The sequence below is a fragment of the Streptomyces sp. MAR4 CNX-425 genome (assembly GCF_048656465.1).
In the GTDB taxonomy this organism is placed as follows: domain Bacteria; phylum Actinomycetota; class Actinomycetes; order Streptomycetales; family Streptomycetaceae; genus Streptomyces.
Genome location: NZ_JBMDLF010000013.1, coordinates 83,618 through 97,378 on the forward strand (window position 1 = coordinate 83,618; position 13,761 = coordinate 97,378).

The 13,761-nt window shown below is 74.2% G+C and carries 12 protein-coding genes; 10 read left to right on the forward strand and 2 right to left on the reverse strand.

The features are described 5' to 3' along the window. The first annotated feature begins 221 nt into the window (after window positions 1-221). The 7 genes from ACHZ99_RS29510 (at window position 222) to ACHZ99_RS29540 (ending at window position 7,951) form a co-directional block, all read left to right on the forward strand. Window positions 222-1,082 (forward strand): helix-turn-helix domain-containing protein, encoded by an 861-nt coding sequence (locus ACHZ99_RS29510; protein ID WP_420307866.1) that lies wholly within the window; start codon window positions 222-224, stop codon window positions 1,080-1,082. 89 nt (window positions 1,083-1,171) lie between these two features. Next, window positions 1,172-2,629 carry an aldehyde dehydrogenase family protein gene (locus ACHZ99_RS29515; protein ID WP_420307867.1) on the forward strand — a complete coding sequence of 486 codons (1,458 nt, stop codon included), beginning with the start codon at window positions 1,172-1,174 and terminating at the stop codon, window positions 2,627-2,629. A 128-nt stretch (window positions 2,630-2,757) separates the two neighbouring features. After that, window positions 2,758-3,198, forward strand: coding sequence for a CBS domain-containing protein (locus tag ACHZ99_RS29520; protein ID WP_420307868.1), 441 nt, complete (start codon window positions 2,758-2,760; stop codon window positions 3,196-3,198). A 186-nt stretch (window positions 3,199-3,384) separates the two neighbouring features. After that, window positions 3,385-4,002, forward strand: a complete 618-nt coding sequence (locus ACHZ99_RS29525; RefSeq protein WP_420307869.1) for a PadR family transcriptional regulator — start codon at window positions 3,385-3,387, stop codon at window positions 4,000-4,002. 81 nt (window positions 4,003-4,083) lie between these two features. Then, window positions 4,084-5,139 (forward strand): ATP-binding cassette domain-containing protein, encoded by a 1,056-nt coding sequence (locus ACHZ99_RS29530; RefSeq protein WP_420307870.1) that lies wholly within the window; start codon window positions 4,084-4,086, stop codon window positions 5,137-5,139. Next, entirely contained in the window at window positions 5,136-5,996 is an 861-nt protein-coding gene (locus ACHZ99_RS29535; protein ID WP_420307871.1) for an ABC transporter permease, read from the forward strand. Before ACHZ99_RS29530 ends, ACHZ99_RS29535 begins: the two co-directional genes overlap by 4 nt. A 281-nt stretch (window positions 5,997-6,277) precedes the next feature. Next, window positions 6,278-7,951 carry a threonine/serine ThrE exporter family protein gene (locus ACHZ99_RS29540; protein ID WP_420307872.1) on the forward strand — a complete coding sequence of 558 codons (1,674 nt, stop codon included), beginning with the start codon at window positions 6,278-6,280 and terminating at the stop codon, window positions 7,949-7,951. Window positions 7,952-7,977: 26 nt separating this feature from the next. Here the strand turns inward: ACHZ99_RS29540 and ACHZ99_RS29545 are convergent, their stop codons facing one another. Next, window positions 7,978-8,472 (reverse strand): inorganic diphosphatase, encoded by a 495-nt coding sequence (locus ACHZ99_RS29545; RefSeq protein ID WP_018835994.1) that lies wholly within the window; start codon window positions 8,470-8,472, stop codon window positions 7,978-7,980. An 86-nt stretch (window positions 8,473-8,558) separates the two neighbouring features. Between ACHZ99_RS29545 and dacB the strand changes: the two genes are divergently transcribed. Both dacB and ACHZ99_RS29555 read left to right on the forward strand, forming a co-directional pair. Beyond that, entirely contained in the window at window positions 8,559-10,106 is a 1,548-nt protein-coding gene (gene dacB, locus ACHZ99_RS29550) for a D-alanyl-D-alanine carboxypeptidase/D-alanyl-D-alanine endopeptidase (RefSeq protein ID WP_420307873.1), read from the forward strand. 142 nt (window positions 10,107-10,248) lie between these two features. Beyond that, window positions 10,249-10,881, forward strand: coding sequence for an isochorismatase family protein (locus tag ACHZ99_RS29555; protein WP_420307874.1), 633 nt, complete (start codon window positions 10,249-10,251; stop codon window positions 10,879-10,881). 121 nt (window positions 10,882-11,002) lie between these two features. Here the strand turns inward: ACHZ99_RS29555 and ACHZ99_RS29560 are convergent, their stop codons facing one another. Next, window positions 11,003-12,178: a sialidase family protein gene (locus tag ACHZ99_RS29560; protein WP_420307875.1), complete on the reverse strand. Its 1,176-nt coding sequence runs from the start codon at window positions 12,176-12,178 to the stop codon at window positions 11,003-11,005. Window positions 12,179-12,452: 274 nt separating this feature from the next. Between ACHZ99_RS29560 and ACHZ99_RS29565 the strand changes: the two genes are divergently transcribed. Then, window positions 12,453-13,511 carry a C40 family peptidase gene (locus ACHZ99_RS29565; RefSeq protein ID WP_420307876.1) on the forward strand — a complete coding sequence of 353 codons (1,059 nt, stop codon included), beginning with the start codon at window positions 12,453-12,455 and terminating at the stop codon, window positions 13,509-13,511. Window positions 13,512-13,761 lie beyond the last annotated feature (250 nt).

A 13,761-nucleotide genomic window follows, 5' to 3' on the forward strand; every position in this document is an offset into this window, starting at 1 on the left:
TGCCTTTGGCAGATGCAAGGGCAGATGCACGTGCACGAGCGAGGAATGTCTAGCAAATCACCGTTTCATGAGCATTGCCGAGCAAGATTTTCTCGATTGAGTAACCGTTCGGGCACGCAAGGGTACCGAGTGGTGGCAGTATGGCTCGGTGGCGCCGGGGGCGCGCTCGTAGTGCCATGTCCTTGTAAGTGCCATGTCGCCGAGGTGGGTGGAGGGCTCCGATGGCCGTGGACGGATCAAGCGGATCGGTCGTGCGCCGTATCCTGCTGGGCTCGCAGCTCAGACGGCTGCGGGAGGAACAGGGGATCTCGCGCGACGCCGCCGGATACGCGATCAGGGCCTCGGAATCCAAGATCAGCCGGATGGAGCTGGGCCGGGTGAGTTTCAAGAGCAGAGACGTGGAGGACCTGCTCACGCTGTACGGCGTGACCGATCAGACCGAGCGCGACGCCCTCGTCGGCCTCGTCAGCGAGGCCAACACCGCCGGGTGGTGGCACAGCTACAGCGACGTGCTCCCGGGCTGGTTCCCCACCTACGTGGGACTGGAGTCGGCCGCCGCCGGGATCGACGTGTACGAGGTGCAGTTCGTGCACGGCCTGCTGCAGACCGAGGAGTACGCGCACGCCGTCGTCACCGCGGGCCTGCCCACCTCGCCCGTCGAGGCGGACAAGCGGGTCGGCGCCCGGCTGGAGCGCCAGAAGCGGCTGTACGCCGAGCATCCCGCGCAGCTCAAGGCGGTGCTCGACGAGGCCGCCCTGAGCCGCCCGTACGGCGGCCGGCAGGTGATGCGCAAGCAGCTGCAACACCTGCTCGACGCCTCCGAGATGCCGAACGTGTCGCTGCGGATCATCCCGCTGGCGCAGCACGGCCACACCCCCGACTCCGGCGCCTTCACCATCCTGCGCTTCCCGGAGGAGGACCTCTCCGACGTCGTCTACGTGGAGCACCTGACCAGCGCGCTGTACCTGGACAAGCCGGAGGACGTCGCGACGTACGCGAAGGCCATGGACCTGCTCCGGGTCGCCGCCCAGGACGAGGCCGAGTCGAGGGAGTTGCTGCACCGGATCGTCCGAGAGGTGTAGACCGGGCGCGCTCGCGCACCAGTACGATGACGGATCAGCGGTCACAGCCGTGCCCGCCGTCCGCCGTGCGCAGGGGTGCAGCCTCGCTCATGTCTCTCTTCTCCGACCTCGCCCTGCAGTACGTCGACGGCAAGTGGTGCCCCGGCGCCGGCTCGTGGGACGTCATCGACCTCGACCCGTACACCGGCGAGCAGCTCGCGGCGATCACCGTCGCGACCGCCGCCGAGGTGGACGCCGCGTACCGGGCCGCGGAGCGCGCGCAGCGGCTCTGGGCGGAGCGCTCGCCGTACGAGCGGCGGCTCGTCTTCGAACGCGCCCTGCGGCTGGTCGAGGAGCGCGAGGAGGAGATCACCCGGGCGATCGTGGCGGAGCTGGGCGGCACCCGGCTGAAGGCCGCGTTCGAGATCGCGCTCACCCGGGACGTGCTGCGCGAGTCCGTGTCGTACGCGCTGCGCGCCGAGGGCCGGGTGCTGCCGTCCCCGACGCCCGGCAAGGAGAACCGCGTCCACCGGCTCCCCGTGGGCGTCGTCGGCGTCATCAGCTCGTACAACTTCCCGCTCTTCCTGGCCGCGAAGTCCGTCGCGCCCGCCCTCGCCCTCGGCAACGGCGTGGTGCTCAAGCCGCACCGCTACGCGCCCGTCGTCGGCGGCACGCTGCTGGCGTGGCTGCTCCAGGACGCCGGGCTGCCGCCCGGGCTGCTGAACGTCGTCGTCACCGACACCGCCGAGATCGGCGACGCCTTCATCGAGCACCCGGTGCCGCGGGTGCTGTCGTTCACCGGCTCCACCGAGGCCGGGCGGCACGTCGCGGGCGTCGCCGCCCGGCACTTCAAGCGGACCGTGCTGGAGATGAGCGGCAACTCCGCGATCGTCGTCCTCGCCGACGCCGACGTCGACTACGCCGTGGACGCCGCCGTCTTCAGCCGCTTCGCGCACCAGGGGCAGGTCTGCATGGCCGCCAACCGGCTGCTGGTGGACCGGGCGGTGCTGGACGAGTTCACGGAGAAGTTCGTCGCCCGGGCCGGCGCGCTCACCGTCGGCGACCCCGCCGACCCCGCCACCCAGCTCGGCCCGCTCATCGGCGCCCGCGAGGCCGCCGACCTCGCCGCCCAGGTCGACGCCGCGCTCGCCGCGGGCGCCACCGCGCTGCTGCGCGGGCGTACGGACGGCACGCTGGTCTGGCCGACGGTGCTGACCGGGCTGCCGGCCGGCAGCGAGCTGCTGCGGCGGGAGTTCTACGGGCCGGTGGCGTTCGTGGTGCCGTTCTCGGGCGAGGACGAGGCGGTACGGATCGTCAACGACACCCCGTTCGGGCTGAGCGGCGCGGTGCACACCGGGGACCTGGAGCGGGGCGTGCGGCTGGCGCGGCGGATCGAGACGGGGATGGTGCACGTCAACGACGGCACGATCCAGGACGAGCCGCTGGTGCCGTTCGGCGGGGAGAAGGGCTCGGGGGTCGGGCGGCTGAACGGGGAGGCGACGGTCGACGCCTTCACCACGCTGAAGTGGATCTCCGTCCAGCACGGGCGCACGCAGTTCCCCTTCTGAGCGGCCGCGGGCGCCGTTCCCGGGCGGTTCACCCGTTCGGCGGCGGGTGTATCGCCCGCGCGGCAGGGGACCCGGAGCATGACGGAGACGGACCTCCCTCCCGTACCCCACCCGACAGGAGACCCGTGATGACCGCTCCCACCACCGCAAGGAACGCCCGCGACCTCATGCACGAAGGCTGCGAGTGCATCGACTCGACCGAGTCCGTCGCCACCGCCGCCGCGAAGATGCGCTCCATGGACGTGGGCGTGCTCCCGGTGTGCGGCCAGGACGGCAAGCTCGCCGGCATGATCACCGACCGCGACATCGTGGTGGAGTGCGTCGCCCAGGGCCGGGACCTGACGACCTGCATGGCCGGCGAGCTGGCCAGCGGGCGTCCGGTGTACGTCGACGCCGGCGCCCCGGTCGAGGAGGTCCTGCGCACGATGGAGCAGCACCAGGTGCGCCGCGTCCCGGTGATCGAGGACCACCGGCTGGTCGGCTTGATCAGCGAGGCGGACCTGACCAAGGGGCTGACGGACGAGCAGATGGCGAGCTTCTGCCGCAGCGTGTACGCCGGCGGGCACTGACCCGTACCGCCGTACCGCTGGACCGCCGGACCGCCGCACCGGACCGGCGCAGGGCCGGGGCCTCCGCGCGGGGAGGCCCCGGCCCGTGCCGTGTCGGCGCGGGCGGCGGCCGTGCCCCCGTCGCCGCTGGTAGTCAAGGTTGACTAGGCTGGGGCCACAACTCTCCGCGACACGCAAGGAGGCCCCTTGTCCGCGACTCGCCTCCTGGTCCTGGGTGCGGTCCGCCGGCACGGCCGGACGCACGGGTACCAGGTCCGGGCCGACCTGGAGTACTGGGGCGCCCACGAGTGGTCCAACGTCAAACCCGGCTCGATCTACCACGCGCTCAAGCAGATGGCCAAGCAGGGCCTGCTGGTCGCCCACGAGGTCGCGCCCAGCACGGCGGGCGGCCCGCCGCGCACCGAGTACGAGCTGACGGACGAGGGCGACGCCGCGTACTTCCGGCTGCTGCGCGAGGCGCTGCGCCGCTACGACGAGAAGATCGACTTCCTCACCGCGGGCGTCGGCTTCCTCGTCGACCTGCCGCGCGCCGAGGCCGTCGCGCTGCTGAAGGAGCGGCTGGAGGCCATGGAGGAGTGGCGGGCCCAGGTCCTGCTGCACTATTCGCCCCAGGACGACCAGGACTTCGGGCACATCGGCGAGATCATGCGGCTCTGGCTGCACACCGCCGAGGCCGGCGCCGCGTGGACCCGCGCCCTGATCGGGCGGCTGGAGGGCGGCGCGTACGTGATGGCCGGCGAGGGCGACCCGTGGGCCGGCATGGCGACCAGCCCGGACGGTCCGCCGGCGCGGGAGGGTCATTAATCAAGTTTGACTAACCGCGGCGGCGGGGATACCTTCGGGTCCGGTGGTCAAATTTGACTACCGGAGGAGCGGAGGAGGCGTATGACGGCGATCCTCGCCGAAGGACTGCGCAAGACCTACGGAAAGAAGGGCGCCGCGAAGGCGGCGCTCGACGGCCTGGACCTCGCGGTCCCCGCGGGCACGGTGCACGCCGTGCTCGGCCCCAACGGCGCGGGCAAGACCACGGCCGTACGGATCCTGGCCACCCTGCTGCGCCCGGACGCCGGCACCGCGCGCGTCGCCGGCCACGACGCCGTACGGGACCCGGACGAGGTCCGCTACCGCATCGGGCTGCTCGGCCAGCACGCCGCCGTGGACGAGGTGCTCAGCGGCCGGCAGAACCTGGAGCTGTTCGGGCGGCTCTACCACCTCGGCCGGGCCGGCGCCCGGCGGCGGGCGGCGGCGCTGCTGGCCCAGTTCGGCCTGGAGGGGACCGGGGACAAGGCGGTCGGCCAGTACAGCGGCGGCATGCGGCGCCGGCTCGACCTGGCCGCGAGCCTGATCATGCGGCCGCGGGTGCTCTTCCTCGACGAGCCGACGACCGGCCTCGACCCGCGCGGCCGCACGGAGGTGTGGCAGGCGGTCCGCTCGCTCGTCGGCGACGGCACCACCGTGCTGCTGACCACTCAGTATCTGGAGGAGGCCGACCAGCTCGCCGACCGGGTCTCCGTCGTCGACCACGGCCGCGTCGTCGCCGAGGGCACGGCCGACGCGCTCAAGGCCCGCCTCGGCGGCGACCGCATCGACGTCGTCGTACGGGACGCGGAGCGGCTGCGCGCCGCCGCGGCGGTCGTCGGCATGGCCGCCCGGGTCGCGGAGGACGACGTCGAGGTCGACGCCGACGCGCGGCGGATCAGCGCACCGGTCGCCGACCGGATGGCGGCGCTGGCCGAGACCGTGCGGGGGCTGGGCGCGGCGGAGGTGGCGGCGGAGGACGTGTCGCTGCGCCGGCCGACACTGGACGAGGTGTTCATGCACCTGACCGGCCGGAAACCGGAGCCGGATCCGGAGCCGGAGCAGGATCCGGATCCGGGGCCGGGTGGGGACGGCGGCGCCGCCGGCCGGGCGCGCGCCGTAGCGGAAGGGAGCGCCGTATGACGACCGCCACGACCCTCGACGTCCCGCCCCCGCCCCCGCCCGCGCCGCCGCCCGCGCGCACCGCCTCCGCCCGGCTGCGGTGGGCGGTCGCCGACGGGCTCACGATGACCGGGCGCGGCTTCGCGCACTGGGCCCGGCAGCCCGGTCAGGCCGTGGTGAGCCTGGTCTTCCCGGTGATGATGCTGGTGGTGTTCACGTACCTGCTGGGCGGCGGGATGGCCGTGCCCGGCGGCGCCAGCTACCGCGAGTACCTGGTGCCGGGCATGCTCGCGCTCGCCATGTCCTTCGGCCTGGAGGCCACGATGGTCTCCCTCACCTCCGACCTCGGCAAGGGCGTCGTGGACCGCTTCCGCGCGATGCCGATGGCGCCGTCCGCGGTGCTCGTCGGCCGGGCGCTCACCGACATGGCCGAGTCGGTGCTCGGGCTCGCCGCGATGGCGGGCGCGGGGCTCGCGGTCGGCTGGCGCTGGCACGGCACGTGGGCGGAGGCGCTGGCGGCGTTCGGGCTGCTGCTGCTCCTGCGGTTCGCGATGCTGTGGGCCGGGATCTTCCTGGGCCTGGTGGCGGGCAAGCCGGAGATGGTGCAGGCGGTGCAGATCCTCGTGTGGCCGGTGGCGTTCCTGTCCAGCGCGTTCACCTCGCCGGAGACGATGCCGGGCTGGCTGGGCGCCGTCGCGGAGTGGAACCCGATGTCGGCGACCGCGGGCGCGATCCGCGAGCTGTTCGGCAATCCCGGCTGGACCGGCGACTCGTGGGCGGCGCAGCACCCGGTGCTGCTGGCGGTGGCGTGGCCGCTGGCGCTGCTCGCGGTGTTCTTCCCGCTGGCGGTGCGCCGCTACCGGCGCCTGGGGCGCTAGGGCGTCTCTCCGGTGCCGCCGGCGCGGGGCGGCGCCCCCCGCGCCGGCCGCGCTACGGCGCGTACGAGCAGGTGGCGGGCCGCGCCCGCGGGCGCGGGCGACGGCGCTCCCGCCGCGGGGGGCGCCCCCGCCGCACGCCAGTGGCGCCCCGTTTGTACGACTTGACCCGACGTGCCGCCGTGCTGCCGTACTCTCCCGACCCCCCGGGGGCGTTCTTCATGCGGCCGACTTATGCTCGCGGGCGTAAACCTTTCGGCACGTCCGCGGGGGGTGATGGTCCAGTGGGTCAGGAGCCCGAGCCGGATAACGGTGAGGACAGGCCGCAGTCCGACGAGGCGCACAGCGCGTTCACGCCGCCGTTCGGCGTGCCCCTGCCGCCCCCGCCACCGCCCGAAGACGGGCAGACGACCTCCGAGTTCGCCCGCCCCCCGGGCCTCGGCGGGCCCGTCGCCGAGGACCCGGGCGCCGGCTCCGGCTTCACACCCCCGCGCGGCGGCCCCGTGGCCGCCGCCGGGACGGCCGGCGGGGGCGCCGGGCCCGCCGCTCCGGCGACCGGCCCGCTGTCCCGTACGACGCCGTGGCAGGACCGGATGCGGGTCATGCTGCGTACGCCCGTGACCGAGCGCCCGACGCCGGAGCGGATGCTCTCCCCCACCGAGGAGACCGCGCTGCCGGTGCCGCGCGTGCTCGACCTCACCCTCCGCATCGGCGAACTGCTGCTCGCCGGCGGCGAGGGCGCGGAGGACGTCGAGGCCGCGATGTTCGCCATCGCCCACGCCTTCGGCCTGGACCGCTGCGAGCCGACCGTCACCTTCACCCTGCTCACGGTCACCTACCAGCCGTCCCTGGTCGACGACCCCGTCACGCTCAGCCGCACCGTGCGCCGCCGCGGCACCGACTACACCCGGCTCGCCGCCGTCTACCGCCTCATCGACGCCATCGTCGACGAGGACGCCGCCGTCAGCCTGGAGGAGGCGTACCGCGGCCTCGCCGAGATCCGCCGCAACCGCCACCCGTACTCCAAGTGGGCCCTCACCGTCGCCAGCGGCGGGCTGTCCGGTGCGGCGGCGACCCTGGTGGGCGGCGGGCCGCTGGTGTTCTGCGCGGCGGCGCTCGGCGCGATGCTCGGCGACCGGCTGGCGTGGCTGGCGGCGGGGCGCGGGCTGCCGGAGTTCTACCAGTTCGTGGCCGCCGCGATGGCCCCGGCGGCGGTCGGCGTCGCGCTCAACCTCGCCGAGATCGACGCCCAGCCCTCCGCCGTCATCACCGGCGGGCTCTTCGCGCTGATCCCCGGGCGCGCCCTGGTCGCCGCCGTCCAGGACGGCCTCACCGGCTACTACATCACCGCCTCCGCCCGCCTGCTGGAAGTCCTCTATCTGGTCGTCGGCATCGTCGTCGGCGTGCTGATCGTGCTCTACGTGGGCGTGCAGCTCGGCGCCGAACTGAGCCCGGACGCCGCGCTGCACCGGCAGGAGCGGCCGGTGATCTCGCTGTTCGCCGCGATGCTGCTGACGCTGGCGTTCTCGGTGCTGTTGCAGCAGGAGCGCTCCACCGTGATCGCGGTGACCCTCAACGGCGGCGTCGCCTGGCTGATCTACGCGGTCATCGCCGACCAGGCGGACAAGTCGCCGGTGCTGGGGACCGTCCTGGCCGCCGGGCTCGTCGGGCTCTTCGGCCAGCTCCTCTCGCGCTACCGGTTCGTCTCCGCGCTGCCGTACATCACGGCCGCCATCGGCCCGCTGCTGCCGGGCAGCGCCACGTACTTCGGCCTGCTGGGCTTCGCCCAGGACGAGCTGAACCGCGGGGGCCGCGCGCTGCTGACCGCCGCCGCGCTGGCGCTGGCGATCGCGATCGGGGTGAACCTGGGCAGCGAGATCGCGCGTCTCTTCATGAAGCGGCCGGGCATGAAGACGGCCCCCGCCCGGCGGGGCGCGAAGCGCACCCGCGGGTTCTAGGGGCCGTCCGCGCCGTTACCGCGCGTTCAGTGGTGGCCGCCGGCCGCCTCCAGGCGCTTCTTGGACGCCTCGATCTCCGCCTCCGCGTCCTGCCGGCCCACCCAGCTGGCGCCCTCGACGGACTTGCCGGGCTCCAGGTCCTTGTAGACCTCGAAGAAGTGCTGGATCTCCAGCCGGTCGAACTCCGACACGTGGTGGATGTCGCGGAGGTGCTCCACCCGCGGGTCGTGCGCCGGGACGCACAGCACCTTGTCGTCGCCGCCGGCCTCGTCCGTCATCCGGAACATGCCGATCGTGCGGCACGCGATGAGGCATCCGGGGAACGTCGGCTCGTCCAGAAGGACCAGCGCGTCCAGCGGGTCGCCGTCCTCTCCGAGCGTGCCTTCGATGAAGCCGTAGTCTGCGGGGTAGCTGGTCGAGGTGAAGAGCCGCCGGTCCAGGCGGATCCGGCCCGTCTCGTGATCCACTTCGTACTTGTTCCGCGAACCCTTCGGGATCTCGATGGTGACGTCGAACTCCACGGGTGGCTCTCCTTCAAGATCAGCATGGTTCAGATGATTAAGTGTCCCCCACGCAGCGGGGTGGTGGCGAAAGGGGCTGGTCCCTGGTGAGGGTCGGGGTCGGGGTCGCGGTGGCACGGCGGAAGGCCGCCCGCTGGGCACGGCACTGGACCCGGCGGTGGGAGGCGCAGCCCCTGCACACCCGTCGTACGGTGCGGCTGGTGGCCGCGTCCGGCGCGCTGGGCGGTGTCCTCGCCGCCGGTGCGATCACCGCGGCGGGGCCCTGGGACTCGGGTCAGCGTACGGCCGAGAGGCGGACCGCCGCCCGCGCCGACGCCGCCGAAGGCCGCACAGGTGACGCGGATCACGGCGCCGCCGACGGCGTGCCCGCGGGCGGCGCCCCCGGCGACGGCCCCCGCGGCGCCGCCGCGGGCGCCCCGCGGGTGCTGACCCCGCTCGGCCCGCAGGACGGCACCCGGCCCGTCGGCTCGCCGCCGACCGGGGCCGGGTTGGCCCGGGAGCTGGCGCCGCTGCTCGAAGACCCCGCGCTGGGCCCGACGAGCACCGCGGCGGTGTGGGACGTGGCCTCGGGCCGCGCGCTGTACGGCGCGCGCGAGAGCACCGGCGTCGTCCCCGCCTCCACGGTCAAGCTGGCCACCGGCGCCGCCGCCCTCACCGCCCTCGGCCCCGACCACCGCATCCCGACCGCGGCCTGCACGGCCGACGGGAAGGTCTTCCTCGTCGGCGGCGGCGACCCCACGCTGTCCGCGAAGCGGCTGGCGGGGCTCGCGCGCGACACGGCGCGGGAGCTGAAGAAGGACGGGGTGCGGAAGACGGCCGTACGGTACGACGCCACCGCGTACGCCGGCGACGTCCTGCACGACATCGGGCCCAACGAGAACATCGCCCCCGTCACCCCGCTGATGGTCGATGAGGCCCGCCTCGACGACTCCCGGTACGGCCCGGCGCCCCGCGCCACCGACCCGGCGCGGGACGCGGCGGACGCCTTCGCCGCCGCGCTGCGCAAGGCGGGCGTACGGGTCGCGGGCGAGCCGCGCGCCGCGCGGGTGCCGGAGGCGGCGGACGAGCTGGCGACGACGTACTCCGCGCCGCTGGCGGAGCTGACCGAGCGGATGCTGACGCACAGCGACAACGACCTCGGCGAGGCCCTGGCCCGGCAGACGGCCATAGCGGCGGGGCGGAGCGCGAGCTTCGAGGGGGCGGGGCGCGCGGTCGCGGGGCAGCTGAAGCAGCTGGGGCTGCCGGTGCGCGGGGCGCGGTTCGCGGACGGCAGCGGCCTCAGCCGCGACAACCGGGTCTCGGCGGACCTGCTGGCCCGGCTGCTGGTGACGGCGGCGGACCCGGACCGCCCGAAGCTGCGGCCGCTGCTGACCGGGCTGCCGGTGGCGGGGTTCAACGGCACGCTGCGGAACCGCTACGGGGACGAGGCCGGCGGCGCCGGGGCGGCGCGGGGCGTGGTCCGGGCGAAGACGGGGACGCTGACCGGGGTGAACTCGCTGGCGGGGACGGTCGTGGACGCGGACGGGCGGCTGCTGGCGTTCGCGTTCTTCACGATGGGCGCGACGGACCGCGCGGGCGCGGGCGAGGCGCTGGACCGGATGGCGGCGGCGGTGGCGGGCTGCGGCTGCCGCTGACGGCGGGACGCGCCACGGCCGGGTGCCGCCGGGTGCCGGGTGTCGCGCCGGACCCGGTCCGTCTCCCGGAATATCTGTCTGCGCAGACATGTTAATTCGGAAGTCCGCCGCGCCGGCGGCGGCCCGACGAAGGGACACGCACATGGCACGCGCACCGCTCTCCGCCGACAACAGCGCGATAGTCCTGGTCGACCACGCGGTCGGCTTCTCCAACCTCACCAGGTCCCACCCGATCGAGGAGACCCTCGACGGCGCCCTCGCGCTGGCCGAGATCGCGAAGGTCTTCGACGTGCCGCTGGTCGTCACGAACGGGCCCGACGACGGCCCCGCCGGCCCGCTGTACCCGGAACTTCTCGCCGCCCTCGGTGACCACCCCGTCATCAAGCGCGGTCCGGTGTTCGACGCGTTCGGCGACGAGGAGTTCACGGCGGCCGTCGAGGCGACCGGGCGCCGGCGGCTCATCGTCGCGGGCATCCAGACCGACGTCTGCGTCGCACTGACCGCCCTGACCGCCCTCGACCGCGGCTACGAGGTCTACGTCGTCGTCGACGCCTCGGCCGCCACCACCAGGGAGACCCACGACGCCGCGGTGATGCGGCTGGTGCAGGCCGGGGCCGTCCCGGTGAACTGGCTGGCCGTCGGCTCCGAACTGCTCGGCGGCTGGACCGACGACCCGACCGCGCCGGCCTTCGGCGAGGTGATCTTCAAGCACCTCACGTCGTGGAAGCACCAGAACGCCCTCACCGCCGGCGTCCGCGAGAACGCCGCCGGTTAGGCGACGCCCGCGACGAAGCACGCGGCGGCCGGCGCAGCAGCGCCGGCCGCCGCGCCGCACTCCCCGGGGGCCGCCGCGCGTACGGCCGCCGCGTGGTGCGGGCCCGGGGGGAGTCCGGTCGCTACCGCGCGGTGGCCCCCGTCGCGTAGTACGGCTTGCACACCGAGCCCTCGTAGTCCGTGGCGATTTCGAGCAGACGGCCGCCGTCCGCGGACGGCAGCAGCGCCGAGCTGTAGTTGGGGCAGTAGTCGACCGTCTGCGACTCGACCGCCACCGGAGCGGCGATCTCCTGCCAGGCGCCGCTGCCGTTGTCCGAGTTCGTCCATACGGTGCGGCCGCTGCCCGCCGCTCGGGAGCCGTCGGCGTGGTGCAGGACCTGGCCGACGAGGTACAGCCGCCCGTCCGGATTCCCCGGCTCCGGACCCCAGGCCAGATTGGGCGCGTGCTTGAAGTACTTGCCGTCGGCCGTCTCCGGCCGGAAGCCCAGGTGCGCGGGGTCGCCCCAGTCCCAGCCGTCGGCGGACGTGCGGTAGTGGACGACGCAGACGTACTGGCCGGCCGCGGCGCAGATCTCGTACGACATGAAGTAGCTGCCGTTCGGGAGCTTCCGCACCACCGCCATGCCGGGGCGGTCGGAGGCGAGGGTGGAGGCGACGGTGTCGTGGTGGCCGGTCCAGGTGACACCGTCCGTCGTGCGGGCCGCCACCAGCTTCTGGCTGTGGGCCGGGTCGGTCTCGTCCGAGTAGTGGGCGACCAGGGCGCCCGAGGCGTCGATCGAGAACTCCGGCTCCCACAGGCCCCGGTCGTCCGGAGCCGTCGCGATCGTCGAGAGGTACGACCACGAGCGGCCGGTGTCCGTGCTCATGAAGACCCGTAGCGCCATGCGGCGGTCGGCCTCGTCCTGGCCGACCGAGGCCGCCCACAGCAGCGTGCCGGCCCGCAGGCCGCCCACCTGCCGCGGCACCTCGTAGAGCGTGGCGCAGCACAGGCCCTGGCCGCCCGCCGCGTCCGGGTCGGCGACCGTGCCGACCTGGGTGAAGCTCCCGCCGTCGTCGGTGGATTCGTAGATCGCGCCGAGGCCGTTGTTGCCGTCGAAGGTGACGACCGAGGCGAGGACGCGGCCGTTGGCGGTGCCGCTGTGCTCCAGGCGGAGGGCGCGCGGGTAGAGGCCGGTGCCGTCGCGGAGCTTGGTGCCGGTGGCGGCGCCGGCCTGACCGGGGGCCGCGTACTGCGCGAGGAGCAGCGTGGCGGCGAGACCGAGGATCAAGGCGATCGTGTGGGGGATTCGACGAGGCATGGCGGACACCGTAGACGGTGGTTACAACGTTGAAAACCCCCTTCGCCGCCGTTCTCCCGCGGCCCGGTGCCCTCCGGTGGGACGCCGCGGGGACGCACCCGGACCGCCGTATGTCGCGGGTGTGTTGCAACTCCTCGCCCGGTTATCCACAGCTCTGTGGACGAGGGCCGCGGGGGGTGCGCCGGATGTGGCAGCATCCGAGACGTGTGAACGCCCGGTGCTGGCCAGAGCCCCGGGGAGTTGCGGGCACGCGAGGGGGAACGGGGGAAGAGGCATGCGCGAATTCGGGGGAGCGCGGGCGGCGGGCAGGCGCCGGCGCAGGGGCGTCGCCTGGGCCGTGGCCGGGCTGCTGGCGCTGCTCGCGCCGCTGCTGGTGCCGTCCGCGGGGGCGGAGCCGAAGCCGACGGTCGAGGAGGTGCACGCCCGCGTCGAGCGGCTGTACCGCGAGGCGGAGGCCGCCACGGACGCGTACAACGAGGCGGCGGGCAAGGCGGAGAGGCAGCGGGAGAAGGCCGAGCGGCTCGACCGCCGGGCGGCCGCCGCGAGCCGGCGGCTGGCCGGGCTGAAGGACGAGGCGGGCGCGCTGGCCCGGGCGCAGTATCGCGGCGGCGGGGTGCCCCTGGAGGCGCGGCTGCTCCTCAGCGACGATCCGGAGGAGTTCGTCGACGACCTGCGGCTGGCCCGCAAGGGGCAGCACGCCCAGCGGCGGCTGATCACCGAGGTGACCGGCGCGCGGCAGCGCCTGGACGGGTATGCGGAGGACGCCGCCGGGGCGTACGAGCGGCTGGAGCGCACCCGCGAGGCGAAGGGCCGGGCGAAGGAGAAGATAGAGGAGCGGCTGGCCGAGGCGAAGGAGCTGGAGCGGAGGCTCAGGGCCGAGGAGCGGGAGCGGCTGCGCCGGCTGGAGCGGCAGCGGGCCCGGGAGTCGCAGGCGCGCTGGCTGGACTCCGGGATCCTGGCGGAGATCGACGCGAAGGCGACGCCCGCCGGCCGGAAGGCCCTCGCGTACGCCACCGACCAGCTCGGCAAGGACTACGTGTGGGGGGCCGAGGGGCCCGACACGTTCGACTGCTCCGGGCTGACGATGCGCGCGTGGGAGGCGGCCGGGGTGCGGATCCCGCGGACCTCGCAGACCCAGCTGGCGGGGCTGCCGCGGATCGACGTGCGCGAAATGCGCCCGGGCGACCTGATCATCTATCACTCCGACGCCAGCCACGTCGGCATATATGCCGGTGACGGCGCGATCGTGCACGCGCCGCGGCCCGGCCGGCAGGTGACCGTGGCCGGCGCGGGGACCATGCCGATCAAGGCCGTCGTGCGCCCGGACGCGTGATCTGCGTCATGCGCGGCACCCGCCGGATGCGGCGTGGCCCGGCCCGGCGTGGCCCCTGTGAACAGGGCAAAGGGCCGGACGGGCGGGGGTGTTCCGGGCCCTTCGACCGTTCCGTACCGGCGGGTGATCACGCTAGGGTCCCTCCTTGGCGGTTTCGCTGCGGGCAGCGCCTCAGACAGCGGGGACCGCCGTACACGGCCGCGGGCGCGTTCGCGCCGGCCGTCACCCTCGGGGGGAGGGAAGGAAGAGC

What these genes read in the sequence shown, in the direction of transcription:
- ACHZ99_RS29510 (WP_420307866.1), top strand. Translation starts at nt 222, where the DNA reads ATGGCCGTGGACGGATCAAGCGGATCGGTCGTGCGCCGTATCCTGCTG.
- ACHZ99_RS29515 (WP_420307867.1), top strand. Translation starts at nt 1,172, where the DNA reads ATGTCTCTCTTCTCCGACCTCGCCCTGCAGTACGTCGACGGCAAGTGG.
- ACHZ99_RS29520 (WP_420307868.1), top strand. Translation starts at nt 2,758, where the DNA reads ATGACCGCTCCCACCACCGCAAGGAACGCCCGCGACCTCATGCACGAA.
- ACHZ99_RS29530 (WP_420307870.1), top strand. Translation starts at nt 4,084, where the DNA reads ATGACGGCGATCCTCGCCGAAGGACTGCGCAAGACCTACGGAAAGAAG.
- ACHZ99_RS29535 (WP_420307871.1), top strand. Translation starts at nt 5,136, where the DNA reads ATGACGACCGCCACGACCCTCGACGTCCCGCCCCCGCCCCCGCCCGCG.
- ACHZ99_RS29555 (WP_420307874.1), top strand. Translation starts at nt 10,249, where the DNA reads ATGGCACGCGCACCGCTCTCCGCCGACAACAGCGCGATAGTCCTGGTC.
- ACHZ99_RS29560 (WP_420307875.1), bottom strand. Translation starts at nt 12,178, where the DNA reads ATGCCTCGTCGAATCCCCCACACGATCGCCTTGATCCTCGGTCTCGCC.
- ACHZ99_RS29565 (WP_420307876.1), top strand. Translation starts at nt 12,453, where the DNA reads ATGCGCGAATTCGGGGGAGCGCGGGCGGCGGGCAGGCGCCGGCGCAGG.